Consider the following 26,648-nt stretch of genomic DNA (forward strand, 5'->3'; position numbering starts at 1 on the left):
CGCAACAGGTTACGGATGAATATGTTTCTTTGCTGCATCAAGAGCCTTTTCTTGCGGCTTGGCAGCATGCGTATATATAATGTCTGGCAATGCGTCAACTGTTTTGCGGTCGATGCGCAATTGCTGCTGGAACCGTGCTGCATAGTTTTTGACGCCATATTTCCGGATGGAATCCGTGGCTTCGTTATATGCTTTGACGAATGCATCTATGTCTGCCTGTGAGGCTGCTGTTGCCTGACTCTTTTTGTCTTTTGCCTGGGAATTGGAAGTTCTGAAGGCTATGACGCCCAACTCCAGGTCTTCATCTTTGCTGTCGGCTATGACGATGCCCTTTGCGAGTCTTGCCGCCGTGGCTTGCGGTTCTGTGAACCATGCCGCATCAACTTGCCTATTGTTGAGCATCTTCAGACGTATATTCACGTCATTGATTTGTATCCGATACACGGGATTCGACGGTTTCCCCTTCTTCACGACGAGATCAGTGAGCAGGTCGGTGGCTGAGAATCTGGTCATTGCCAGATTTTTGTCGCCGAGCTGTTTTGTCGCTTTGACGCGTGCTGTCTGCGCTGCCAGGAGTTGCCACCGGGCGTTTGTTGCCGCTACGTATGTGAGCGGTATGCCTTGCTTTTGGATGCGCTCAGTCCTCACAAGGTCGGAGACGGCAGCCTGCACGCTTCCATTGATCAGCGCCGTGTCAACATCGAGTTGCGCCTGAAAGGAATGAAGCTGCACGCGCAATTGCTGTTTGTCGAAGAGGTTGAGCTGCTGTGCCACATAGATGGGCAGGCAATCCATTGTCGGCATGACTGCTACGTGGAGCACTGATGATTGTCTTTCGGATGTCTGGGTTGTCTTCTTCTCTCCTGCACATCCTGTCCCCATCAAGAGAACTGCTGCAAGAATGATATGGAGTAAATGGGTTTTCATCGTTTTGAAAAATGTTTTATGCGTGCAAAAGTAAGAAATAATTTTGTAAAAAGGAAAAATCTTTGTACTTTTGGGGGATTTTTGAATTTGCATATTTTTGTTGGTATTTTAACGATTATGGCTAAGGATAGAGTTGTTTATGTGTGTGAGCAATGTGGTCAGGAGTCACCCAAATGGGTTGGCAAGTGCCCTTCGTGTGGTGAGTGGAACAGTTTCAAGGAACTGCGAGTTGCGCCGAGTTCTCCTACCCCACGTCCAGCACATGGAGAGGCAGATGCTGCCAAGGTTTTCAAACTGAGCGATGTGTCGTCTGTTCAAGACGAAGTGCGTATCGACATGAAGGACAGCGAACTGAACCGCGTGCTGGGAGGCGGTATGGTTGTAGGGTCGCTTGTGTTGCTGGGTGGCGAACCGGGCATCGGTAAGAGTACGTTGCTCCTGCAATCAGTATTAAGACTATCGGGTGTAGGCGTGCTGTATGTGAGTGGCGAAGAGAGTGCTTCGCAGTTGCGCATGCGTGCCGAACGTGTCGGGTGGCATCAACTATCCGACGAGGTTTCTTTTGTTTGCGAAACCTGCCTTGAACGCGTATTTGAACATATTGACCGTTTGCATCCCGACATCGTGGTGATTGACTCTATCCAAACTATTTACAGCGAGCGTGTTGAGAGCTCTGCGGGCAGTGTCTCTCAGGTGCGTGAGTGTGCTGCCAGCCTTCTACGTTTCTGCAAGTCCGCTGGTGTCGGTGTGTTCATGATTGGTCACATCAACAAGGACGGAGTACTGGCAGGTCCGAAAGTTTTGGAACATATTGTTGATGCGGTGATTCAGTTTGAAGGTGACGGCCGATATTTGTATCGCGTTTTGCGTTGTATTAAGAATCGTTTTGGCAGCACTTCGGAGTTAGGCATTTACGAGATGGCGCAGGATGGCTTGCGCGGAGTTTCCAATCCTTCGGAACTTCTCTTGAACGGTGTTCAGGGAGGCTTGTCAGGCATCGCCATCAGCTGTGCCGTTGAGGGCATACGACCATTCCTTCTTGAGACTCAGGCATTGGTTTCGAGTGCGGCATACGGCACTCCCCAACGCTCGGCAACGGGCTTTGACAGCCGTCGATTGAACATGCTACTCGCTGTTCTTGAGAAGCGTGTCGGTTTCCGTTTGATTCAGCGAGATGTGTTTTTGAACATTGCCGGTGGATTGCGCATCACCGATTTGGCAATGGACTTGGGCGTGATTGCCGCCGTTCATTCGAGCAACACCGACTTGCCCATTGAGGAAGGTTGGTGCATGGCTGGCGAAGTAGGTTTGAGTGGTGAAGTGCGTTCAGTGAGTCGCATTGAGCAGCGCATCTCCGAAGCCGCACGGCTGGGATTCAAGCACATGATTGTTCCCCGCTACAATCTAAAAGGGCTGAAGACTGCTAAATACGACATTGAACTGCATGGTGTGGACAAAGTAGAAGAAGCATTGCGGATTCTGTTTGGATAGGGAGTCCCTCCGCCTCTCCCAGAACGGGAGATTGAGTATAAAGAGAGACGATTAGATAAATGATAACTGACAAATATGGTTAAGTCTTTAGATGTTTACAAGGCGAGTGCAGGTAGTGGTAAGACGTTTAGGCTTACCTTGGATTATTTGTCATATCTGATTGGCAATCCCGAATCGTTTCGCCATATTTTAGCTGTGACTTTCACAAACCGGGCTACGGAAGAGATGAAACGTAGGATTTTGAGTGGCTTGTACGGTATCGCTCATGGTCTGCCTGATGCGCGTGGATATGTAGAGAGATTATGCGGCGTTTCCCCGACTGGTGAGAAACTGGATGAGCAGTTGGTTGCAGAGCGTGCCTCAACTGCACTTTTCAATTTACTGCATCACTACAATGATTTCCGGATTGAGACCATCGACTCGTTCTTCCAACGGGTCTTCCGCAATCTGGCTCGGGAGTTGAACCTCACTGCCAATCTGCGTATTGACCTGAACGACAAACAGGTAGAGCAACAAGCAGTCGATCAGCTTATCGAGGAGTTGGACGGGAAAGATGAAGTGCTGACGTGGTTGATGGATTTCATTTCCGAGAATATCGATGAAGACAAGAATTGGAATGTGATTGGTCAAGTCAAGTCTTTTGGCGAGAATATCTTCAAAGACTTCTACAAAGAAAATTCCGAACGCTTGCTGGCTATCAATGAGAAGGGCGTTTTCGATGCCATCAAGAAGCAGTTGATGATTGTCCGCAATCAGGCGAAGAACGAGATGGTGTCCATCGGCAATGCCTTTTTTGAGGATTTAGAGAGACATGGCATAGAAGAGTGCAATTTGTGGCAGAAGAGCGGTGGTCCCGTGTCGTATTTCAAGAAACTGCGCAATGGGCATTTCAACAGCGACATCTTCAACAAACGCGCTGCTACTGTTTATGACGACTACAGGCAATGGGCACCTAAAGGGAGTGCAAAGAGTGCGCTCATCATCGAGAGGGCTGAGAAAGTGTGGCACCCGTTGATGGAAAAGGCAGAAAACATGCGCACAACTCAATATAAGCTATATCAGTCGGCAAATCTCACGCTTCGCCATCTGAACCAATTAAGGTTGCTGGGACATATTGAGAGACGTGTGAACCAACTGAATGAAGAGGCGAACCGTTTTCTTTTGAGTAACACACAGAGCCTCCTCTCAAGACTGATTCAAGATCAAGACTCGCCATTTATTTTCGAGAAGATCGGTTCGCGCCTGAAGCATATCATGATTGATGAGTTTCAAGACACGAGCACTATTCAATGGAAAAACTTCAAGATTCTGCTGACCGAATGTATGAGTCATGGGAATAAGAACCTGATTGTCGGCGACGTGAAGCAAAGCATTTACCGATGGCGTTCGGGCGACTGGAGACTGCTGAACGATATTGAGGCAGAGTTTCCGCACGGACAAGACCAATTCGAAATCAAGCATCTTGACACCAACTACCGTTCGGACAGGAAGGTTATTACGTTCAATAACGCATTTTTCGAACAGGCGGTCATACTTGAGGAGCGGAAACTGGAAGAAGAAGGTGTGACTGGAAGCGAAATGTACAGGCGGGCTTATGCCGATGTGTGTCAACAGCTACCCAAATGGAAAGAAAACACCGACAAGGGCTATGTACACATCGAACTGCTTCCAAAAGAGGATTACAGAAAAAATGTTCTGGAGAAGCTGATAGAGACAGTAAACACCCTGATCGTGGAAAAAGGTGTCCGCAGCAATGACATTGCGATACTTGTCCGTGTGAATCGCGACATCCCGACGATAGCAAATCATTTCATGGAAAATATGCCGGAAGTGAAAATCGTTTCGGATGAGGCGTTCAAGCTGAATGCTTCAGTCGCTGTAAATATGCTTATTGATGCGTTGAAGGTCCTGAACACTCCCGAAGACCATCTAACGATGGCGCAACTGGCAAAATGTTATCAAAAAGAAATTCTTCAAAACCATCTGAGCGATTCAGCCCTGTTTGCGGAAGGACGCCCCGTCACCGAACTTCTTCCCGAAGCATTTAACGAGGAACACATGCGCCTGACGGGCATGCCTCTTTTTGACTTGGTGGAGCGACTCTATCATATTTTTCATCTCGATAGACTTTCCGGTCAGAGCACTTATATCGCCACTCTATATGATATATTAGGTGACTATTTGCGTGAACGGACTCCAGACATCAACATGTTTCTGAAAGATTGGGAGAACGTCTTTTCCGAAATGACCGTACAAGGTGATGAAATCGATGGCATCAGGCTCATTTCCATCCATAAAAGCAAGGGATTGGAATTTCCACATGTCATCATTCCGTTTTGCGATTGGCAGCTCGAACAGCAGGGAACGATTTGGTGTGTGCCAGGCGAGGCTCCATTCAATGCGCTTCCCATTGTGCCTATCCCCTATTCTTCCAAACAACTGCTCGGAACGATTTACGAGAAAGACTATTGGCAGGAGCATTTGCAGAATACCGTAGATAACATGAACCTGCTTTACGTTGCTTTCACAAGAGCCCGAAAAAGCCTGATTGCCTTTGGAAAAAGAGACAACAATCAATCGAGAAGTCAAATCATACAGGAGGTGCTTCCGAAAATTGCAGAGCAACTGGGAGACCGGGCAACGCTGGAGGATGAGGGAAATGAGATGAATATCGTTTTCACGTATGGAACACTGGAAAAAGCTGAAGAGCGCCAAAATGAAATGCAAAAGCATGCATTGCAAAACACATTCCTCACGATGCCTACACCGCTCAGAATAACTATCAAGAGCTACGAGACACAAGCCGAATTTCGACAAAGCAACCTAAGTCAGAAATTCATCATGGGAGAGCCCGACGCACATCAAGAAAGTTATATCAAAGCAGGAAATGTACTTCATCAGATTTTTTCACAGATACATACGATTGATGATATCGCTATCATGCTCGAACAACTCAGAAGAGATGGCATTCTCTATCAGAAAGATGTGAGCGAGGCAAAGATTAAAGGCATGCTCAACAAGATTATTTCCAACAAACGGATTGCGGAATGGTTCTCTCCGAAATGGCAGGTGTTCAATGAATGCACGATTCTCACAAAAGATGAGCAGGGAGCACTCGTGCAATACCGCCCCGACCGCGTGATGACTGACGGAGAGGAGACCGTTGTCATAGACTTCAAATTCGGCAAACCACGTGAAGAATACCAATCACAAGTACGTCAATACATGCAACTTCTCACCGATATGGGATACCAGAAAATCAGCGGCTTCCTTTGGTTCGTGTATAAAAATGAAATTCAAGAAGTTCAACTGACATAACCTGCAAAAAAATGATACAGACTTTCTTACAATACGTCGCACGGGATATAATAGATAAATATGGTACCAACCTTTCGAGAATTGCTATCATATTTCCTAACAAACGGGCATCATTGTTTCTCAATCAGGAACTTGCGAAAGTGGTGAACAAACCGATTTGGAGCCCTTCATACATCACCATCAGCGATTTCTTCCGCAAATACTCCAAACGCACGGTCTGCGAGCCGATGGAACTGATATGCAAGCTCCACAAGGTCTTCTGTCAGACAACAGGAATGCGCGAGGCGCTCGAGCATTTTTATGGGTGGGGGGAAATCCTGCTCTCCGACTTCGACGACATTGATAAGCATCTGGCTGACCCGCGGCTCATTTTCTCCAACATCAAGAATCTACGGGAACTTGATGACACTCAGTTCTTGAACAAGGAACAGAAAGAGGCGCTTCGGCATTTCTTCAGCAACTTCTCCGACGAAAACGACAGCGAACTGAAAAAGCGTTTCCAGCAATTATGGAGCCATCTTGAAGAAGTTTACAACAACTTCAACAACATCTTGAAAGAACAGAACATAGCATACGAAGGGGCGCTCTACAGGGAAGTGGTGGAGAACGAGGAACTGACGTTCGAATACGACCACTACCTTTTCGTGGGCTTCAACCTCCTGCAAGAAGTAGAAAGACAACTGTTCATACGTCTGAAGAAAGAAGGGAAAGCGCACTTCTATTGGGATTTCGACCATTACTATACGGACAAGAGCAAGCATAACGGCTTTATGCACGAAGCTGGAATCCATATCGCTGAAAACCAAGCGCTATTCACCAATGAATTTGATGCTGACAACAAAGAAATCTATCGACACTTGGAAGAAGAAAAGAACATCTCGTTTATCAGTGCATCAACCGAAAATATCCAAGCGCGATACGTCAGCCAGTGGCTTGACGACAAACAGCGCATCGACGACGGAAACCGAACGGCAATCGTGATGTGCAACGAGGAACTGCTGCCGACGGTCATTCACTGTTTGCCGCCGACGGTTGACGAAGTGAATGTGACCACAGGCTATCCTCTTCAGCAGACACCTTTCTTCTCCCTACTCATCCACCTGATTAACCTGCAGACCATCGGATACCAGAAAAATCGTGACCAATACATTCTTCGATATGTAACCCCCATACTCAAGCATCCATACGCAAAGCTGATTTCCGACAAGGCTGAAGAACTGCGGATTGACATCAACAAACGGCATCTTTATCATCCGAAAAGAGATGATTTATGCTTGGACGAGGGACTGAATATCCTTTTCTCGACAATCACTGATGAAAGGAAAAACCTGCAACTGACGAAATGGCTCATAGCCGTCATTGAACAGATGACCCGCACCATACAAAATCAGGAGACCCTACCCGATGCACTGACCAAAGACCCGCTCTTCCAAGAGTCACTCTTCCGCACATACACCCTCCTGAACCGACTCTTTGAGCTTATTGAACAAGAAGAAGTGGAGGTTGACACGACCATGTTCCTGCAGTTCATCAAACAACTGATTCGCTCCACATCTATTCCTTTCCACGGAGAGCCGGCAGTCGGCTTGCAAATCATGGGAGTTCTCGAAACACGAAACCTCGATTTCGAACACCTGCTCATCCTCTCATGCAACGAAGGGAATATGCCGAAAGGACTCAAAGACACGTCGTTCATACCACATGCGCTCCGACAGGCATACGGCTTGACGACCACCGACCATAAAGTCAGCATATACGCTTATTACTTCTATCGCCTGATTCAAAGGGCAAAAGACATCACCATTCTCTATAACAATGCCACGGAAAACGGGAAGACGGGAGAGATGAGCCGCTTCATGCTCCAACTCATGGCTGAGAGCGGACACGATATTCAACTCCACACGCTACAGGCAGGACAAGCACCGATGACGCTCACGCCTAAAGTCGTTGCGAAAGAACCTGCCGTCATGGAGCGACTGAAAGAAATCCAGCGCATATCACCGACCGCCATCAACCGCTACCTGCGCTGCCCTCTGTTGTTTTTCTACAACTACATTACGGGCATCAGAGAGCCTGAGAACAACGATGAAGACAGTATCGACAACCGCATGTTCGGAAACATATTCCATTATGCCTCACAGCTCTTGTATGAACCGCTTTCAGCAAACGGAAAGACGATTCATCATTCCGACATCGAATACTTGCAGAAACACCCGGAACTAATAGAAAGGGCTGTCGATCAAGCATTCAGCCACGAACTATTCAACGGACAATCACCCAGTTACAACGGACTGCAACTAATCAACAGAAAGGTGATTGTGCAATACCTGAAACTGCTACTGGGCATTGACAAACGATTGGTGCCGTTCCGAATCTTAGGGCTTGAAAAAAAGGTGGAGACAACCATTTCCATTCAGACGTCAGAGTGTCAACGAACACTCACCATCGGAGGTGTTATAGACCGACTTGACGAGGTGGATGGCACACTGAGGGTTGTTGACTATAAAACGGGGCATCGAAAGCAGGAGAAACTGCCTGACGTGCAAGCTGTCTTTAATCCTGAAAACATCAAGAAACACAGCGACTACTACCTGCAGACACTCCTCTACTCTGCCATCATCAACGACTCAGAGAGCGAGAATCCGAACAAACTGCCCGTTTCACCGGCATTGCTGTTCATACAACATTCTAACAGCGACAATTTCGCTCCCACTATCTGTTTCGGCAATGCGCCGATTAAAGATGTGAAACCACTGGTAGAAGAGTTCACGGAGCAACTCACCAGACTCCTGGAAGAAATCTTCGAACCCACGATTCCCTTCCAGCCGACTCCCTATATTGAACGCTGTGAATCGTGTGCTTATCGGCGACTTTGCGGAATGTAACACCGGTTCGAAGTCTTTACTGAAACCGGACATTCCCTACAAAAGACAACGTGCGGGTCAAGTGGTGTATCGACCCGCACGGAATAAAACAATGAAATCTCTGCTTTACAGTCTAATAAACCGACTGGAGCTTAGCGTATGGCAGTCGCTGAAAGACGAGCTCACATGAGCAAGTCCGTCTTTCCTTCGTTCACCAGTTTCAGAATCAACTCACCGAACAAAGTGTTCTGCCATGCAAACCAAGGACGCGTATAGTTAGACGCATTGTCCTTATTGAACGACTCGTGCATGAATCCCGTCCCCGCATCTGTTGCGAGAAGCATGTGAATGCACTCACGAATCTCATTGTCGTCTTGCGATGTAAACGCTCGCATCATAATGCTCATCGGCCACACCATGTCATAACCGATGTGCGGACCGCCGATTCCCTCGCCTGCTTTCCCTCTGAAGAACCAGGGGTTGTCTTCGCTCCACACGAAGCGACGCGTGTTCTGATAAATTGGGTCGTCGAGCGGAACGTCTCCCAGATAGCCCATCGCCAACAAACTCGGTACGTTAGCATCGTCCATCAACAGGCGGTTGCCGAAGCCATCTACCTCAAACGCATAAATCTTCCCGTATTTGGGATGGTCAACGACAGCATACTCCTGCAATGCTGCTGCCACCTCGTCTGCCAAATTGCGACACTCCTTTGCCTGAGTTCCCTTACCATTCACTTTCTCCAATATCTCTGCTGCCTTGCGCAACGACGATACAGCCATGAAGTTGGATGGTACGAGGAACGGCAATGACGTGCGGTCGTCTGACGGACGGAAGACGGATGCTATCAGTCCAACAGGCTTCACCGGAGCACCATAGCCTCCCCATCCCACCGTGTCGTAAGTGCGGTCGGTCACCCGATAGAAATGATACGGTCCTCTGCCGTCTTTCCGCTGCTGCTCCTTAAAGGTCAGCAACACATTCGTTATCGCTTGAAGCCATTCCTCACCGAAGATAGAGGCATCGCCCGTCACCAACCAATACCAATAGGCAAGGCGGATGGGATAGCAGAGCGAATCTATCTCGTATTTCCGTTCAAACACTTCCGGGCGCATGTCCGTCTCGTCGGTTTGCCATCCGGCTCCCGTCGGACCGTCATTGAAAGCATTAGCATAGCGGTCGATGTTGATGCACTTGAACTGCCGAAGGATGACGCCGCGAATCATCCGCCGCAACGGTTCGTCCTGATTGGCAAACTGCACGTAGGGCCACACCTGAGCACCCGAATCGCGCAGCCACATGGCTGGGATATCGCCCGTATAGACAAACGTGTCGTCTTCGCCGTCAATCACCCGATAGTGGACAGTCGTCTCCAACGTGTTCGGAAAACAGTTGGCAAACATCCACGCCAACTTCGGGTTGCCCTTCAGTTTTTTCTGCATCTCCTTGATGGTCTTCTCAATGATTTTCGAGGAGAACAGGCGGTCTTCCACTGGCGGACGCTTCGAGACATACGTCTTCACATTGTCAGGCACGACCTCTTCATAACGCTTATGCACATCCACCTCAGCGTGTACCTGTGCGCTGAGCGGTGCAGCAAGCATGGAGCAGACGGCTGCTGCGATGATATTCCGGATTGTCATGGTCGGTCGGCTTTTTTGGTTCCAAACTTCGAGGGAGTGGCTCCCATCTCAAACTCCAATGTTCCGCCTCGCATGATGTCATCAAACATGATATACGACTTGGTGTAAGGCTTGCCGTTCAACTTCACCGACTGTACATACATATTCGTATCGCTGTTATTATTCGCCTTCACACGGAACGTCTTGCCCTTCCCTATCTGTATCGTCACATCATCAAACAGTGGCGAACCAAATACATATTTTCCGCCGGAAGGTTCCACCTGATAGAGTCCGATGGATGAGAGGACATACCACGACGACATCTGTCCCACGTCCTCATTGCCGCTCAATCCATCCAAGCCGTCGGAATAGAGTTCCTTCATCGTCTGTCGGAGCAACTTGGCACCTTTCCAGGGCTGTCCCACATAATTATATATATATAGCACATGGTGGCTCGGCTCGTTGCCGTGAGCATACTGACCTATCAGTCCCGAGATGTCGGGCGAAGCCTCAGCTCCCATGTCACCGCTGACGATGAAAAGCGAATCAAATTTCTCAACGAACGGTCGCTCACCGCCGAAACAGTCCACCAATCCGTGCAAGTCGTGCGGCACGAGCCACACATACTGCCACGCCGTTCCCTCCGTATAGTCGTCCTGACGGTGAACCGTGTTGAACGGATCGAACGGAACGCGGAATTTTCCTTCCGACGTCAAGCCGCGCATGAACTTGGTTTGCTTGTCGAAATAGCGTCGATAAGACTGACTGCGGTTGTAAAAATATTTATAGTCGGCTTTCTTGTTCAAGAGCTTGGCAACTTTCGCCACGCCCGCATCAGCCAGTGCATATTCCAGTCCCTTCGCCACCGTCTCGTATGTAGAATCGAGGTCACAGGGAATATAGCCGTATTCCTTCAACAGGCTGAGACCGCGGTCGTCACACATTGCCGATTTCTTCAGCGCCTCGAACGCCCGTTCCTTGTCCTTCACATAACCTTTCAGCACCAAGTCTGCCAGCACAGCCACGCCAGGGTTGCCCACCATGCAGTCGGTCTCATTTCCCATGAGGTGCCACACGGGCAGTTTCCCTTGCTGTTCGCATATCTTCAGCATCGTCTCGGCAATATCTGCCTGCTTTTCCGGGTGGATGATGGACATGAGCGGATGTGCAGCCCGATAGGTGTCCCACAGCGAGAACGTCGTGTAGTTCGTGAAATCGCCGTGATGCTTCTTTCCGTCCGAGCCCCGATACTCACCATTCACGTCACAGAACACCGACGGAGCAATCATCGAGTGATACAGTGCCGTGTAGAAGATGCGCTTGTTTGTCTCGTTCTTCCCTTCCACCTTGATTTTTCCAAGTTCTTCGTTCCATGCTGCAGTTGCCTGTTTCACCGTGCCGTTGAAATCCCATCCGGCAAGCTCCGCCTGCAGGTTCTGCTTCGCATTCTCCACACTGACGGGCGACAAAGCCACCTTCACCAGCACGGGAGCATTCACATTCTTCACCGCAAAGACCCCGATGCTGTCACCTTCCTGCGCCACTTGCTCCACAGGCTGCGAGAACTCTGCAGCGAAATACACCCGCTGGTCTCTCGCCCATCCCATAGACATGCGGTAGCCAGTCACCACCGTTGCGCTCTCCTGCACCATCTTACAACTCTTCGTGTTGTCCCAACCGATACCTTGATTCAGGTTGAGCGTCAACAGAGGTTTCTCACAATAAGGAGAGAACGTATAGCGGTGGAAGCCCACACGCTTCGTCGCAGTCAGTTCCACGAGCACGTCCGGATTCTTCAGCATCACCTTATAATAGCCCGGGAACACCTGTTCCGCCTGGTGGGAGAACTTCACCTGCTTTTGCGTGGCACAAGCCACTGGCAGCAAGGCGATATCGCCAAGGTCGCCGATGCCCGTTCCGCTCAGGTGCTGATGACCGAAACCCCTCAAGATGCTGTCGCTCGCATGATAGCCCGAGCACCAGTCCCATCCCCGTGTCGGCTGCGTCGGTCCCAGTTGCACGAACCCGAAAGGAACGTTTGCACCCACAAACACATGACCATGTCCACCCGAACCAATCATCGGATTCACATAACTACATGGATTGAAACCATCATTCCTATCCATACCGTGCACCGCCACCGCTACCATCATCAGCAACAGTGCGACACACCAACTCTTTACCTTTAATTCTTTCAATTTTCTCATCTTTTTGTCCTTTATGTCTAATTTGGCACAAAAATACGAATAAGTGAGGATAATACAAAAGGAAAACTCGTTTTTCTTTTTATAATCGAACGAAAGTATTTTATCTAAAAATACGAAAAATCTGATTAAATGAGAACAAAAGAAATACATTTATTTTGTCGAGTGAGAAGATTTTATCCAATAAGTGAGGATAATACATTTAGAGTCCCTTGATAAGGGACGGCTATAATGCAGGGATGATCGAACGAAAGTATTTTATCTAAAACTACGAAAAATCTGATTAAATGAGAACAAAAGAAATACATTTATTTTGTCGAGTGAGAAGATTTTATCCAATAAGTGAGGTGCCATGTGGCAGGAATCAACAGCTGCAATCCGCAAAACAAAAAGAAAAATTCTTCATCATCACCCTAAAAAACTTATAAGAATCATCTGCTATGAAGAAAAAAATCCGTAACTTTGTCCTGCCTATTCTTTGGCAAACTTTATATAGAAAAAACTTAAGAAAAAATGAATCATGGTTGCAAATGAAGAATATGAAGAACTTTTTCTTTTAACAAGAAAAACAATCCGTTTTGTGAATCTACTTACCAACAAAGCTGATTGTGATTCGAAATTGTATAAGTATTTGGAATCTATTGGATGTGAATTTAACAATAATCGTACATTAAAAGGTTTTGTGCAATTATTTGTAGAAAATGATATTCTAAATTGTTATTTTGCCCTTGGCTATCAGCAATTATACGATAGAGAGCTATATATACTATTGGACATGATAGAGTATGGCTTTCACATTCAAGACGTTCCATGGTCATACAAAGATTTTCAGAATTTATATTGGCAATATGGTGATTATTTCAGCGAAATATTCGATATAAAGAAGAATGCTCTAAAGTCTACGGACTTCCCCGCTTTATATATATATTTAAGTGCGGTAGGAGATACTAGGTCTGATGAGTATGTCAGTCTTCTTCAAAAGATTGCCGACACATTGTCTAAAAATCAGGATGGAAAATCAAAGAAAAAAGACCCACGAATAGATGTTCTCTTAACGTATCCGCAGGCTTTTTTACATTCCGAAGATGATATAAATGAGAGTCAACAAATTGCAGAAGAAAGTAACGGTCACAATACAGACAACAATTCCAGGAATATGAATTTATTAAAAGATAAATTAATTAATGGAGTATCTTTTGAAATAACAAAAGAAGAATATGTAGGAGGAAATATATTTCCTTTTGAATTACATCTTCGTATATCAAACTATAATGATCACAAGAAAAAAATAAAAGTTGATATAAAATACATATCTGAAAAACATGGGTTAAAGACCCATAGAGGCATATTTGGTGAATTTATTCCAGATAATTCTTTTGTCGATTTGAATGTCGGTTTGGAAGATATTACGGGTGCTTGTAATGGCGACCGAATGGAATTAATAGTAAATGATGGAAAGTTTGCTACACTAAGACTACTTAGAGAAAGAGGTCAATGGACAATAGTTGAATCTATTGAAAGAAGTACATATAATAGAGATCTAAAGGGTAAAATCGAGCACTTTGAAGCAATTGAAGAGCAATTCGGTATTACCCTTCAAAATTTCTCAATCAAGGTAGAAGATGAAAACTCCCTGAAATTGTTCTGTGAAGTTCTTGCCTTAAATGGTGAGATCCCTGATAATGATTTTACTATCAATATTGCAATTTATGATAGTAACAACGAAATTGTTTATACAGATAGTGAATCTAAATATGCAGAAGAGTTTAAGGGCTTTGAAGTACTAACCTTTGATTATATCAAATTGGATATTACGATTGACGAAATAAGTAAAATTAGAATCTATCCTACACGATGAATAAAGAATTATTAATACTGAGAGAGTCTCTTATAGCGGAGGCAAAAAACTCTCCAATGCTTCTGTCAGATCTTGCAGGACTAGAAGCATATGTGTCTGAGAGCTACAATAGTCGTTCGTTTATCGAGCTTTTGCAGAATGCAGATAACGCCAAGGCAACCAAGTTTTGCGTTAAGCGTTTTGGAGATTATCTATTCGTTGCTAATAATGGACGACCATTTAACATCAAAGATGTGGAAAGTCTATGCCGTAGTGCTTCGTCAAACAAGGTACGTGGTACATCTATAGGATATCGCGGTATCGGATTCAAATCAGTTGTGAGCTTTGCAAAGGAAGTTCATCTTGTAAGTGGTGATTTTGAGATAACGTTTTCCAAAGAATTATCCAAGAAACTGATTCCGCAGGCACCTAAAGTTCCTTTGATAAGAATTCCGCATGAGATGGACGACTCTGTTAAGAATGAATTAGCTAATGAAATAAAAGCAATACAGGAAGAAGGTTTTAAGACCATATATATCTTTTCTAGTGTGTTGGCCAATCAAATAGATGAGGAATATACTTCTTTTGCCAGTACTACAATATTGTTCCTAAACAGTATTCAAGTCATAAAAATCCTATTAAATAAAAAAGTAACTGCTAATATTGCAGTAGTTGACGAAAACGAAAAAGGACGTTTTTTAAGAGTTTCAACGACTGATGCTATCTCTAATTGGTTTGTATGCTCAGATTCAAATTGTAGCATAGCATTCTCCATGAATAATGGAAAGGTGACGAGGCTCCCCAAAAACGAGGCTATTATTCATGCATTTCTACCAACAGAGGATAGTTGCGGACTCGGTATAGTTGTTAATGGGGACTTTAGTACAGATCCCTCACGCCGTCATCTAATTATGGATGAGACTACTGTAACAGTTATTTCAAACCTTGCTAAACTATATGCTTCTTTATTAAAATATGCATTATCGAATAAGGATAAGCATATTATTGACGCATTAATGCCATATTTTGACCTCAAACTTATTCAATTGATGAAGCAATCGTTTGAGAAAGAATTTGCCAAAAAGATTAAAGAAGCATTTGGCAAAGAACTGTCTAATTTGAAGTTGTCTCCATCATGGTTAAATGCTGAGGACTTTGCTAAAATAATGGCTGCCTCAAATTTACCATATATTGCGCCAGAGTGTAGTGAGATCTATGGACTTCATGATTTCTTAAAATACTTAGGAAACAAGGCTGAGGATGTTGGGGCTCTTTTGTCAAAAGTAAATAATACAGAAATTTCGGTTTTGGGATATGCCCAGTTAGTTGCTGCAGGAATTAGAGAAGTTTTGATGAATCATAAATTAGCCTCCCTTGGCACCACGGACTTAGTTATCTCGAACGGAAGATTATGTTCTTTCAAAGAAGTAAATGAAAACGAGGAAGAAATCGATGAAAGTTACGTTCAATTACTGTTGGATAATGGCGTTTCTGAAAATGACATTTCCCAGTTCCTCAAAAAAATGGGGTTATCCAATATAAATGAAGTACAATTCTCTGATGACGACGAGGATGATTATACTTTCAATGATGAAGAGGATGAGGATGACATGTCTGCTCCATCAAGCGTTTCTCAGTGGTATAACGATGCATCTTCTTCATCAAGACCTGCCGTATATAATGAGGGAGTACAAAAATGGAGAAGCGCGGAAGAGAATACTCTGGCAGCATTGAACGCTAATGGATTTAGGCTGAAGGATGTTAGCAAGCAAAACCTAGGATTTGATCTTGAAGGTAGTGATCCAAACGGGAAGAATATTTATATTGAAGTGAAATCCATTGATTATGTGGGACAAAAGTTCCGAATGACAAACAATGAATTTGCTGCAGCACAATACAAGCCCGATTGTTATTATCTGGCTTTGGTTTTCCAAAATAATGATTCGTTCGAGATAAGTCTGATAAGAGATCCTATTAATCGTCTTAACATGACAAGACAAGTCGTGCAATGGGTATGGGAGTGCTCAGATTATGAGTATAAGCCGATAAAATTCTCTTTATAGTTCTTGAGACTCCAATAACACGAGAAGAATACGAAAAATATTATTAATAATAGTAATAACTAATTATTATGGGTGTTTTAGACAGATTTATTAAAAAACCTCAAACAAACGATAGTAAATCCTATCGTGCAACGACAAAAGGCTTTTGTATTGGCGTTCCTGAAGCAGAAGCAGAAGCAACGACAGCATCTATTAAGTTGGATTCCTTTTTTAATGATTACTTGGATGTCATTAACCAATTGAATAACGAAATATTTATTATTCTTGGCCGTAAGGGAACAGGGAAATCAGCTATAGGTGAACATATCTTTTCTTTGGCGAAAAATGAGGCTAATGTGTTCTGCGATTTTATAAAGAAAGACGAAATTGACATCGAACAGATTGTCCAAATTGGGAAAGAAGAAGGGGTCATTATTGAGAGAGGTTTGCTATATAAGTGGATTGTTCTTACTAAATTTGTGGCCCTCTTTGTGGAAAATCAGAGTTTAGCATGCCTAAAAGGCATGAAATATCTTTCAGATTTTATAAAGAAAAGTCGTGGATTCATAAACATAAGGAATTATGATGTAAAGGAGATAATCCACCAATATGGTTTATCTGTAAATATTGAATATTTTAAAAGATATCTCGGCGCTTCAGGAAATACAAATAAGCAATATAAATATGAAAAGGCAGAATTCTATAAACTTATACCTGACTTGGAAAAGGTTGTTACTGACATTCTGAAAGAAGATACAAGCAATCAATATATCCTAATGTTTGATGATTTAGATATTAGCCTTGACTTAAATAATAAAGATAGTATAGATACTTTAGCAGATCTTATAAGAACTGTCAAATACTACAACAATGATGTTTTTGCTAGAAATTCTATTGAATCAAAGATAATAGTTTTTCTGCGCACAGATATTCAAAAGCATCTCATTTATTCGGCTGATATGCCCAAGATTTTTTCCAGTTATGCCACAGAATTAAGGTGGTATGAGGATTTCTATAGAAATAATGAGACCAAACTTCTTCTTAGGCAATTTATAAATAGGAGAATCTCTGTTAATTTCCAGAAAAATAATCTAAAGATAAACGATCTTAATGACCCTTGGACTTCATTTATTGATGAGGATAGTTTTTATGGTGACAAAACAGGTTTTAAACATATAATAGACCATACCTTTTTCCGCCCACGCGATTTGATTCTTTTTTTCAAAGGTATTGATAATTTAGCACTTAGCTTGCCCATTAGTTCCAACGATGTTAATAATATCTTAATGGACCGATATGCTCGTGAAATGGTAACGGATATAAAAGGAGAACTTTCGGTGAGTTATAATTCAAATGAAATTGAGAGTATTTTTGATGCATTAAAGAATAGCTATGGGAGTTATCGGAGACCATTTAAGCATGAAACATTGGTATCAGAACTCCAAAATAATGGGCTAAAAGATACTACGAAAATTATATCAGATTTGTTCGATTACTCCCTCATTGGTAATTATGATGACAATGGTAACATTAGTTTCAAATATAGAGAAACAACAGGACAAATTGTAGAACTTCTGTCAAATGGGGCTTTTATCCTTCACTATGTTTTACAGACTTACTTCAGAAAAAATTAGACAAAATAGGCATGAAACTACAAATTTGCGCGGAAATAGATGGAAATTTTTTATTGAACGATAGGGTTGACGCAAAACTCTACCCTTATGAATTCTCCATCTTTTCTAAAGAGGGAAAGTACTATATTAGTGTAACAAAACCTGTCAAAGATTACATAGATTTTGCACCGAAGATGTATAACAAAGATGGAATCATTCATATAGAGGCCACAAAGCCTGAGATTTATAAGGACATGGAAGATTGGCTTTGCTATATTGAGGCAATGGGAGCTTTCAATTTTGAGGTGTCAAAAATACATATAGACGAACTAGAAGTTAATTGGATATATGATAATGATGAAGAAAAAGGAACGATTCCTATAACATCATTAAAAAGGGAGAAACAGAAAAGAAAAGCAGAAAAGTTTGTCTCACATAACAATCTGTCTGACTTGATTATTTTTAGGCGGATGCTCCCGGAAGCTCATATTCCATTCTCATACTATAGACAAGCAAAAGCTTTTTTTGATGAAGGCAATTTTTATTTTGCCTTCATCAACTACTTTATGATGTTGGAGTTTTGTTTTGCTGATGGCAAATTCCAGAAAAGAGATGTCACAAACAATTTTATAAAATCTACTCTTTTGAAATTATGTGTCCTATCTGCTTTTTCGATGATTAAGGAAAAAGACAAAGCAGGAAACTATGCTTGGTTAGTATCAGAATGCAAATTAAGACAGAAAAAGTTCAATTTTGAAGGAATAATTTATATTCTCATAGAGTATAGGGGATTATTGTCACATGCATCAGAACGTTCAAAGGCTTATCTTTTTGACAATTTAAAACTAAGACCTGTTACATTTATTATAAGTATGATTTGTTTCTTGCTATGTGGGTATATGCAGGTTTATTGTTGCTCAAGTGAGGACGACAAAAATAGAATGATGCAAAAGCGAATAGATAAACTTAATGTAGAACTTGGGTGGGATTAACTGTAGTGAAAGCTCGTGTACTATTTAATTTTAAGATTTAGTTGACAACTCTAAAAAGAACCAATTAATGACATTGCATGGAACAAAAGGCAGATCATAGAATCGACCAATGTCTTAACGACATTCAGAAATACGAGGAGTGGGAAAACCTACTTGCTAGACAAAGTTGGGTTTATCTATTCAAAAAAATCAGAAGAAGGAGTAATAATTATCAATAAAGTAACGTTTTGATGATATGAGCATAGATGATAAAAATTATCCCAGTAAAAAAGATTCCTTTATTGATGAAATAAAGCAAATCATCAATGTGGGGCGACAAAATGCATATACAGCAGTAAATACTGCTATGATTTCCACTTATTGGAATATCGGCCGACGAATTGTTGAAGAAGAACAACATGGAAAAGAAAGGGCGGAATATGGCAAAGAGTTGATAAAGATGCTTGCCATAGAACTGACTCATGAATATGGAAATGGCTTTTCCGAACGTTATTTGCGTGCATTCCGCCAGTTCTATTTGGTTATTCCCAACTATGAGATTTGGAAATCGCGATTTCCAAATCTGTTATGGACGCATATATATAAGTCGCTTCGCGTGGGAGATGAGACTGCAATCAGGTGGTATTTGGAAACTGCCTCTCATGAGATGTGGAGTGTAAGAACACTCGACAGAAATATCAGCACGCAGTACTATGAACGCCATTTCCAACGACCAGCACTTCCTTCCCAGCAAGAGGACGCTGAGGCGAACGAATTGATAAAAAGCCCTGTAATTGCTGAATTTCTCGGATTAAAACAAAACACGTCATTTTCTGAGTCAAAATTAGAGGAGGCAATTATTGAACACCTTCAAGAGTTTATCATGGAAATGGGGCGTGGATTCGCTTTCATGAAGCGTCAACAATTAATTAGAACGGAGTCAAAAGATTACTTCATTGACCTTGTTTTTTATAATGTCGTACTGAAATGCTTTGTACTTATAGACCTCAAAGTTGGAAAAATAACACATCAAGATGTCGGACAAATGGACATGTATGTTCGTATGTATGATGAGTTGAAACGGACAGAAGGAGACAATCCAACCATAGGCATTGTACTCTGTTCTGAAACTGATGCAGATATTGCGAGGTACTCGATATTGAAAGGGAACGAACAGATATTCGCAACGAAGTACAAATTGTATCTGCCGACAGAAGAACAATTGCGAAAAGAAATAGAACGACAAAAAGAACTTTTCATAATGCAACACCAAAAAGAAAAGGATTCCACCTCTTCCCAGTAAATGAATATGTTATGCCACCGACGATTTATATAAGGCAACAGCCTTTCACTACGAACAGGAAGAATAACAATCTCATGTACATGGAACTACTCTGACACAGAATCCCATAACCGTTTTTTGTTAAATTTGGGGCGGATTTTAAGTTAAATGTGTTAATTTTTCGGCAAATATCTTGACAAGCGTTTTTTGGGATTTTAGAAAATGAGTGGCGAGAGGGATGGTATGTTTCGTGGAAAGATATACGGTTTTGCTGTCGGTTTCGCATAAATATTGCAAGAAATCGCCTTTTCTGTGCGCAAAAGTTGCACTTTTGGGAGGTAATAGTTAGACTTTTGGAGGGTGAAAGTTGAACTTTGAGGATGCGAAAGTGGCACTTTCGCGCGCCCATCATCATCTTTTTGCAGTGAAAAAGTGGTGCCGTCGCTGTAAAATTCTTTGTGTCAGACGATTACGGATGTTTCTGAAAACAGGCGGTTTTTCCGACCGCAAGATTTTATTTTTGAAATATCGCAAGCATTTGCATCGGGCGCGCCAAAACGGGCGTTTTTTAGTTGCAATATGAACACTAACCCGGATGCTGGCGGGAGGATAAAAACGGGGTGTGGAAAAAAAGTATTCAAAAAAATTTCCCATATCCAATATTTTGAGTAATTTTGCCCCTTAATTAAAGGATAATGTATTTTTCATAAAAAGAAAAGCACACATGGACTGGTTCATTCAGTTGTTCACTTCCACCGAATCTGTGGCGCACATAGCGATTCTCTATGCTATTGTCATTGCTCTCGGTGTCTATCTCGGAAAGATTAAGATTGGAGGCATCTCTCTGGGTGTGACGTTTGTTCTGTTCACGGGCATCGTTGCCGGTCATTTCGGCTTCACGGGTCCGAACGACATTCTCACTTTCATACAAGATTTCGGGCTCATTCTGTTTGTCTTCATGATAGGTCTGCAGGTGGGTCCCGGCTTTTTCGCGAGTTTCCGCGAGGGCGGCATGAAGCTCAATTCGCTGGCTACGGTCATGATTCTGCTCAACGTGGCGGTGATGTTTGCATGCTACTATATCTTCTTCGACACCAGCGATCCTGACAATCTGCCGATGATGGTGGGCACGCTTTATGGTGCGGTGACCAACACTCCCGGACTTGGTGCTGCCAACGAGGCGCTCGAATCGATTTCGAAGAGCGTGCAGATAGCCTCCGGATACGCCTGTGCCTATCCGCTCGGCGTGGTAGGCATCATCGGGGCGATGGTCGTCGTGAAGTATCTGTGCAAGGTGAACTTCCAGAAGGAGGAGGAACAGCTGGAGAAACACGAGCAGGAGAACGCCAACGTGAAGCCCCACCACATGCACCTGCAGGTGTCCAACTCATACCTTTCGGGGCGAACGCTGATGGAAATCCACCGGTTCCTGAACCGAGACTTCGTCTGCTCGCGCATCCTGCACAACGGTCATGTGAGCATCCCGAACGGAGACACCATCTTCGAACTGGGCGACCAGATATACGTGGTGTGTGCGGAAGCCGACGCAGAGGCGATTGTTGCCTTCATCGGTCCGCAGATAGAGGTGGAATGGGAGAAGCAAGACATGCCGCTGGTGAGCCGCCGCATCCTCGTCACGAAACCCTCTGTCAACGGAAAGACACTTGGCGAACTGCACTTCTCGGCAGTCTATGGCGTCAACGTCACCCGCATCACCCGCCAGGGAATGGATCTTTTTGCGAGCAGCAACCTGAACCTGCAGATTGGCGACCGCATCATGGTGGTCGGTCCGGAGGATGCCGTGAACCGCGTGTCTAACGCGATGGGCAACTCGGTCAAGCGACTGGAAGCGCCTAACATCGCCACCATCTTCGTGGGAATCGTGCTGGGCATCATCCTCGGCAGCCTGCCGATAGCCATTCCCGAGATGCCGACCCCGCTGAAACTGGGTATCGCCGGCGGTCCGCTGATTGTCGCCATCCTCATCGGACGCTACGGCTACAAGATACATCTGGTGACCTACACCACGACAAGTGCCAACATGATGCTCCGCGAAATAGGACTCGTGCTGTTCCTCGCAAGCGTGGGCATCAAAGCCGGAGGCAACTTTGTTGAAACGCTCATCGAGGGCGACGGACTGAAATATGTCTATACGGGCTTCCTGATAACGGTCATCCCCATCTTGATTGTCGGTGTCATCACCCGACTGAAGTATAAGTTCAACTACTTCACCGTCATGGGAATGATTGCAGGTACCTACACCGATCCCCCTGCCCTCGCCTATGCCAACTCGCTGTGCTCGCGAGAGACGGCATCGGTGGGCTATTCGACGGTCTATCCGCTGAGCATGTTCCTCAGAATCCTGCTCGCACAGCTAATTGTCGTATTCTTCTGCAGCTAATGACCATATCATAACAAAAACAAAATATGAGAAAAAGGTATTATCTAATTTCGGTAGGCTTGATTGTCAGCACACTGATGTTCGGACAAGGTGCGAAGAACATCAAAATCAACGAGGTGCTGACCAACAACACCGCCAACCTCATCGACGAATTCGGAGAACGGCTGCCATGGGTGGAACTTGCCAACACGGCTTTCTCCACTTACAATGTACGCAACATGTACATTACGACCGACACTTCGGTGCTCAACCTGCAGATGCCCGTTCCCGAACGCATCAGACGGATGTCACTCATCCCCAGTCATGATGAATGCACGGAACTGAAAGCCAAGCAGCATCTCGTACTCTACCTCAACAGCAACCCAACGAAAGGCGCGCGGCACCTAAGCGCAAAAGTCAATCCCGGCGAACCGCTATGGATTGCACTGTACGACGGAAACGCCATCGACTTGATCGACTCCATAAGTATTCCTGCGCTGCCGGAAAACGCTTCCTACGCCAAGAAGACAGACCAAAGTCTGCAATGGGTGGTAAAAGCAGCAGGAGCCGTAACGCCGGGAACGGACAACTTCATCCAAGTGACCGAGACAAAAGTCAGCAAACTGAAACGCGACGACCCCTACGGTGTCGGAATCACCGTGCTGTCGATGGGCATCGTCTTCGGATGTCTGGCACTGCTCTATATCTTCTTCACCGTCTTTGGAATCTTCATGAAACGGCAACAAGCCAAAAAAGAAATCAAAGAGAAAGAAAGAACGAAGAGCCGGACCGAGGAATTTGCCAAGACTCTCAAGAACCACGGCATCAAAACCTACGAGAAGGAAATCTACATGGCTGTCATCGCCATGGCACTCAAAGAGTATCAGGACAATGCACATGACATCGAAAGCGGCGTCATCACCATCCGTCCGAAACACACCAGCTGGAGTAACGTAAAACAATAATAAAAACAGACAATAACCATGGACAACAATAAATATCACTATAGCGTGGAAGGCGTCAACTACGACGTTGTAATAGAAGAAATTGAAGGCAACATCGCCAGAGTGAACGTGAACGGAAAGTCGTTCAGCGTATTGATGAAAGAACCCGTCAGAGAAATGCACAGGCAGAAAGTGGCACACATCGAGCCGCCGAAGCCCGCAGCTGCCAGCAAGCCCGAGCCAGTTGAACCCGTGAAGAAAGAGACTGTCGCTGCCGGAAGCGGAAACAAAGTATATGCTCCCCTGCCCGGCACCATCACCGAAATCAAAGTCAACGTGGGCGACACCATCAAAGCCGGTGACACGGTCGTCGTGCTCGAAGCCATGAAGATGCAGAACAACATCGAGGCAGACTACAGCGGAAAAATCACCTCTATCCTCGTCAAACAAGGCGATACCGTACTTGAAGGTTCCACACTTTTAACCATTGAATAACTCGCTTATGGGATTCATCGATTTTTTAGTCAGCAACTTTAACGACTTCCTCAGTTATACAGGCTTTGCCAACGCTACGACACCCAACATCATCATGATTGTGGTCGGGGCAATATTTATATGGCTTGCCATCAAAAAAGACTTCGAGCCCCTGCTGTTGGTACCCATCGGATTGGGAATCATTCTCGGCAATATCCCCTTCAAGGCTGAAGCCGGATTGGAAATCGGACTTTATGAAGACAACTCCGTCCTCAACATCTTCTACCAAGGCGTGCGACAAGGCTGGTACCCACCGCTCATCTTCCTCGGAATCGGAGCGATGACCGACTTCTCTGCACTCATCAGCAACCCGAAACTCATCCTCATCGGAGCCGCCGCACAGTTTGGTATCTTCGGAGCATATATGGTCGCACTGGCGCTGGGCTTCGAGCCCAACCAGGCAGCCGGTATCGCCATCATCGGCGGTGCCGACGGACCGACAGCCATCTTCCTCTCGTCAAAACTCAGCCCTAACCTCATGGGAGCCATCGCCGTCTGTGCCTATTCATACATGGCACTCGTGCCGGTGATACAGCCTCCTTTGATGCGTCTGCTCACGACGAAGAAGGAACGCGTCATCCACATGAAGCCGGCACGCTACGTCAGCCAGACGGAACGCATCCTGTTCCCCATCATCGGACTGCTCCTGACGACATTCATCGTGCCTTCGGGATTGCCTCTGCTCGGTATGCTCTTCTTGGGTAACCTGCTGAAAGAGAGCGGAAAGACCACCCGACTGGCAAAGACGGCGGGGTCGGCACTGAACGACGTCATCGTCGTGCTGCTCGGATTGACCGTAGGCTGCTCCACACAGGCATCAGAATTCCTCACGATGAACACCATCAAGATATTCATCCTCGGTGCCATGGCGTTTATCGTTGCCTCTGCCAGCGGCATCCTGTTCGTGAAATTCATGAACCTGTTCCTTTCCAAAGACAACAAACTGAACCCGCTCATCGGAAATGCCGGAGTGTCAGCCGTGCCCATGGCTGCCCGCATCTCCAACAACATGGGACAAGAATATGACCACCACAACTTCCTGCTCATGCACGCCATGGGTCCGAACGTTGCCGGTGTGATTGGTTCGGCGGTGGCAGCCGGTACGCTGCTCGGCTTCTTCAGCTGATGCCGACACGAACCTATAAACAGAAAATCCCGCAGAGCCGTTAAAGCCCTGCGGGATTTTTCTTTGTCGCCAAACGCCCCTGCACTCACGCCTTGGTGGTCGGTCGTTTTCCTTTCGCCACAGGCTTCTTGTGCTTTTCTCCCTCCTGCATCTTGGCAACTTTCGCCTGCAACCTGGAGATTTCCTTGTCTTTCATCGCAATCTCGTCGCCTTGATTCTTGATGGTCGTCAACAACGAGTTCAGTTCATCATTGTCAATATCATCTGGGTACAAGGAATTCACGCGGTTGATGAAATCGCCAAGGATATTCATGTAATTGGTGAAAGCGTCAAACGCACTGCTGTAAATGCCCCGATTCACGGGAAGGTCTGACGGCTTGGTGGTCATGAAAAGGAAATTGTCTCCTGCCTGCAGATAATCAAAGTCTTGATTGATGCGCGGGTCGTTGGCTATCCGAACACGCTCGGCAACACTGTACAGCTTGTCGAATGCCTCACGCTGCATCGGGTTACCCAACCACGTAGAGACGTCGCGCTCCTCGTCGTTCCACGACAACGTGTCGGGAACATTCAGATTGCCTACGCTCTTGAGTTTCCTGCAGATTTCGGATGGCGTGGAGAACGTGATACCCTTCGCCTTTGCTGCTGCCGGAAGCGCCGCAATGAAATCCAATATCCTCGAAGAGAGCGGCTGGGCAATACCCAACGCCGACAACTCCATGAAAATATTGAAACACTGCTCTTCTGCAGGGAACGCAGCGATACGGTCTATATAAGCATCGGCAAACAGCGGATAGCCTTCCCACTCACGGTTATTGAAACGAAGGCTGATATCGTCAGAGAGCGTATAGTCGCGCAAGAGAAGTTTGAGCGACGGAGCAACAGAGCAGTTATAGACATAGTGCGGGCTCTTCCATCCCAACACATGTTTTGCACCCTCCGTCAACATGCCCTTGAAGCCCATCGCCGCAGCCTGCATACCAATATCGTCGCTGTAGATAAGCGAGGAGTTTCTCAGCACTTTGGGCTTCTGACCGAAATACTCATAAATCTTCTGAGTCTGACGCTTCACTTCCGATGCAAAGCATGCCTCATCCACCAACGACGACAGACCGTTCGAGTAAGGCTCTGCCAGAAACTCCACGCATCCCGTTTCGTTCATCTGCTGCAACTTCTCGAGCACCTGCGGGGCATGCACCTCCAACTGCTCCATGCCGACACCAGAGAGTGAGAACGACACCTTGAAATACTTTCCATGCTGCTTAATCATGTCATGAAGCGTATTGAGCGCCGGCATGTACGAACGCTCCACAATATCGTTGACGCATGTCTCATTCTCATAATCATCATAATAATAATGATCCGTACCGATGTCAAAGAAACGGTAACGCTTGAGATGAATCGTCTGATGAATCTCAAAATATAAACATATTGTCTTCATATCGTGCTACCCCTCTCCTATTCCCTTAACGGAAAGACCACCACAGGGGCAT

General features: G+C 45.1%; 16 protein-coding genes. 12 read left to right on the plus strand and 4 right to left on the minus strand.

Annotated elements, in window-relative coordinates:
* Positions 1 to 9: 9 nt before the first annotated feature.
* On the minus strand, positions 10 to 927 hold the full coding sequence (locus GRF55_RS07350) for an ABC transporter substrate-binding protein (protein ID WP_255563748.1): 918 nt from the start codon (positions 925 to 927) through the stop codon (positions 10 to 12).
* Positions 928 to 1,044: 117 nt separating this feature from the next.
* On the opposite strand from GRF55_RS07350, the gene radA reads away from it, so the two are divergent.
* The 3 genes from radA to GRF55_RS07365 all read left to right on the plus strand — a co-directional run bounded on the left by radA (position 1,045) and on the right by GRF55_RS07365 (position 8,621).
* Positions 1,045 to 2,418, plus strand: a complete 1,374-nt coding sequence (radA, locus tag GRF55_RS07355; protein ID WP_220367803.1) for a DNA repair protein RadA — start codon at positions 1,045 to 1,047, stop codon at positions 2,416 to 2,418.
* Positions 2,419 to 2,493: 75 nt separating this feature from the next.
* Positions 2,494 to 5,736, plus strand: a complete 3,243-nt coding sequence (locus tag GRF55_RS07360) for an exodeoxyribonuclease V subunit beta (protein ID WP_220367804.1) — start codon at positions 2,494 to 2,496, stop codon at positions 5,734 to 5,736.
* 11 nt (positions 5,737 to 5,747) lie between these two features.
* The gene (locus GRF55_RS07365; RefSeq protein ID WP_220367805.1) at positions 5,748 to 8,621 is read left to right on the plus strand and encodes a PD-(D/E)XK nuclease family protein; all 2,874 of its coding nucleotides are present in this window, start codon (positions 5,748 to 5,750) and stop codon (positions 8,619 to 8,621) included.
* Between the two features lie 161 nt (positions 8,622 to 8,782).
* Here GRF55_RS07365 and GRF55_RS07370 read toward each other — a convergent pair whose 3' ends face one another.
* Together GRF55_RS07370 and GRF55_RS07375 are read right to left on the minus strand one after the other, a co-directional pair.
* Positions 8,783 to 10,243 (minus strand): glycoside hydrolase family 125 protein, encoded by a 1,461-nt coding sequence (locus tag GRF55_RS07370; RefSeq protein ID WP_220367806.1) that lies wholly within the window; start codon positions 10,241 to 10,243, stop codon positions 8,783 to 8,785.
* The gene (locus GRF55_RS07375) at positions 10,240 to 12,429 is read right to left on the minus strand and encodes a GH92 family glycosyl hydrolase (RefSeq protein ID WP_220367807.1); all 2,190 of its coding nucleotides are present in this window, start codon (positions 12,427 to 12,429) and stop codon (positions 10,240 to 10,242) included. Before GRF55_RS07375 ends, GRF55_RS07370 begins: the two co-directional genes overlap by 4 nt.
* A 517-nt stretch (positions 12,430 to 12,946) precedes the next feature.
* On the opposite strand from GRF55_RS07375, the gene GRF55_RS07380 reads away from it, so the two are divergent.
* From GRF55_RS07380 to GRF55_RS07420, 9 genes are all read left to right on the plus strand, one after another.
* A complete protein-coding gene (locus GRF55_RS07380; protein WP_220367808.1) occupies positions 12,947 to 14,284 on the plus strand; it encodes a hypothetical protein in 1,338 nt (445 codons plus the stop codon).
* Positions 14,281 to 16,326, plus strand: a complete 2,046-nt coding sequence (locus tag GRF55_RS07385) for a DUF3883 domain-containing protein (protein ID WP_220367809.1) — start codon at positions 14,281 to 14,283, stop codon at positions 16,324 to 16,326. The genes GRF55_RS07380 and GRF55_RS07385 overlap by 4 nt, the downstream gene beginning before the upstream one ends.
* Before the next feature lie 68 nt (positions 16,327 to 16,394).
* Positions 16,395 to 17,939, plus strand: coding sequence for a P-loop ATPase, Sll1717 family (locus GRF55_RS07390; RefSeq protein ID WP_220367810.1), 1,545 nt, complete (start codon positions 16,395 to 16,397; stop codon positions 17,937 to 17,939).
* An 11-nt stretch (positions 17,940 to 17,950) separates the two neighbouring features.
* The gene (locus tag GRF55_RS07395) at positions 17,951 to 18,910 is read left to right on the plus strand and encodes a hypothetical protein (protein ID WP_220367811.1); all 960 of its coding nucleotides are present in this window, start codon (positions 17,951 to 17,953) and stop codon (positions 18,908 to 18,910) included.
* Between the two features lie 235 nt (positions 18,911 to 19,145).
* Complete coding sequence (locus GRF55_RS07400) at positions 19,146 to 20,192, plus strand: YhcG family protein (RefSeq protein ID WP_220367812.1); 1,047 nt, start codon at positions 19,146 to 19,148, stop codon at positions 20,190 to 20,192.
* Positions 20,193 to 20,895: 703 nt separating this feature from the next.
* Positions 20,896 to 22,572: a putative transporter gene (locus GRF55_RS07405; protein WP_220367813.1), complete on the plus strand. Its 1,677-nt coding sequence runs from the start codon at positions 20,896 to 20,898 to the stop codon at positions 22,570 to 22,572.
* A 26-nt stretch (positions 22,573 to 22,598) separates the two neighbouring features.
* Positions 22,599 to 23,516, plus strand: coding sequence for an OadG family protein (locus GRF55_RS07410; RefSeq protein WP_220367814.1), 918 nt, complete (start codon positions 22,599 to 22,601; stop codon positions 23,514 to 23,516).
* 18 nt (positions 23,517 to 23,534) lie between these two features.
* Positions 23,535 to 23,990 carry a biotin/lipoyl-containing protein gene (locus tag GRF55_RS07415; protein ID WP_220367815.1) on the plus strand — a complete coding sequence of 152 codons (456 nt, stop codon included), beginning with the start codon at positions 23,535 to 23,537 and terminating at the stop codon, positions 23,988 to 23,990.
* A gap of 7 nt (positions 23,991 to 23,997) precedes the next feature.
* Entirely contained in the window at positions 23,998 to 25,155 is a 1,158-nt protein-coding gene (locus tag GRF55_RS07420) for a sodium ion-translocating decarboxylase subunit beta (protein WP_220367816.1), read from the plus strand.
* Positions 25,156 to 25,240: 85 nt separating this feature from the next.
* Here GRF55_RS07420 and GRF55_RS07425 read toward each other — a convergent pair whose 3' ends face one another.
* Positions 25,241 to 26,596: a glycoside hydrolase family 57 protein gene (locus tag GRF55_RS07425; protein ID WP_220367817.1), complete on the minus strand. Its 1,356-nt coding sequence runs from the start codon at positions 26,594 to 26,596 to the stop codon at positions 25,241 to 25,243.
* Between the last annotated feature and the right edge of the window lie 52 nt (positions 26,597 to 26,648).

The organism is Prevotella sp. Rep29 (genome assembly GCF_019551475.1).
In the GTDB taxonomy this organism is placed as follows: Bacteria; Bacteroidota; Bacteroidia; order Bacteroidales; family Bacteroidaceae; genus Prevotella.

Coding starts and splice junctions, on each gene's coding strand:
- GRF55_RS07415 (WP_220367815.1), top strand. CDS start 23,535: ATGGACAACAATAAATATCACTATAGCGTGGAAGGCGTCAACTACGAC.
- GRF55_RS07360 (WP_220367804.1), top strand. CDS start 2,494: ATGGTTAAGTCTTTAGATGTTTACAAGGCGAGTGCAGGTAGTGGTAAG.
- GRF55_RS07390 (WP_220367810.1), top strand. CDS start 16,395: ATGGGTGTTTTAGACAGATTTATTAAAAAACCTCAAACAAACGATAGT.
- GRF55_RS07365 (WP_220367805.1), top strand. CDS start 5,748: ATGATACAGACTTTCTTACAATACGTCGCACGGGATATAATAGATAAA.
- GRF55_RS07385 (WP_220367809.1), top strand. CDS start 14,281: ATGAATAAAGAATTATTAATACTGAGAGAGTCTCTTATAGCGGAGGCA.
- GRF55_RS07375 (WP_220367807.1), bottom strand. CDS start 12,429: ATGAGAAAATTGAAAGAATTAAAGGTAAAGAGTTGGTGTGTCGCACTG.
- GRF55_RS07400 (WP_220367812.1), top strand. CDS start 19,146: ATGAGCATAGATGATAAAAATTATCCCAGTAAAAAAGATTCCTTTATT.
- GRF55_RS07380 (WP_220367808.1), top strand. CDS start 12,947: ATGGTTGCAAATGAAGAATATGAAGAACTTTTTCTTTTAACAAGAAAA.
- GRF55_RS07420 (WP_220367816.1), top strand. CDS start 23,998: ATGGGATTCATCGATTTTTTAGTCAGCAACTTTAACGACTTCCTCAGT.
- GRF55_RS07425 (WP_220367817.1), bottom strand. CDS start 26,596: ATGAAGACAATATGTTTATATTTTGAGATTCATCAGACGATTCATCTC.
- radA (WP_220367803.1), top strand. CDS start 1,045: ATGGCTAAGGATAGAGTTGTTTATGTGTGTGAGCAATGTGGTCAGGAG.
- GRF55_RS07350 (WP_255563748.1), bottom strand. CDS start 927: ATGAAAACCCATTTACTCCATATCATTCTTGCAGCAGTTCTCTTGATG.
- GRF55_RS07405 (WP_220367813.1), top strand. CDS start 20,896: ATGGACTGGTTCATTCAGTTGTTCACTTCCACCGAATCTGTGGCGCAC.
- GRF55_RS07395 (WP_220367811.1), top strand. CDS start 17,951: ATGAAACTACAAATTTGCGCGGAAATAGATGGAAATTTTTTATTGAAC.
- GRF55_RS07370 (WP_220367806.1), bottom strand. CDS start 10,243: ATGACAATCCGGAATATCATCGCAGCAGCCGTCTGCTCCATGCTTGCT.
- GRF55_RS07410 (WP_220367814.1), top strand. CDS start 22,599: ATGAGAAAAAGGTATTATCTAATTTCGGTAGGCTTGATTGTCAGCACA.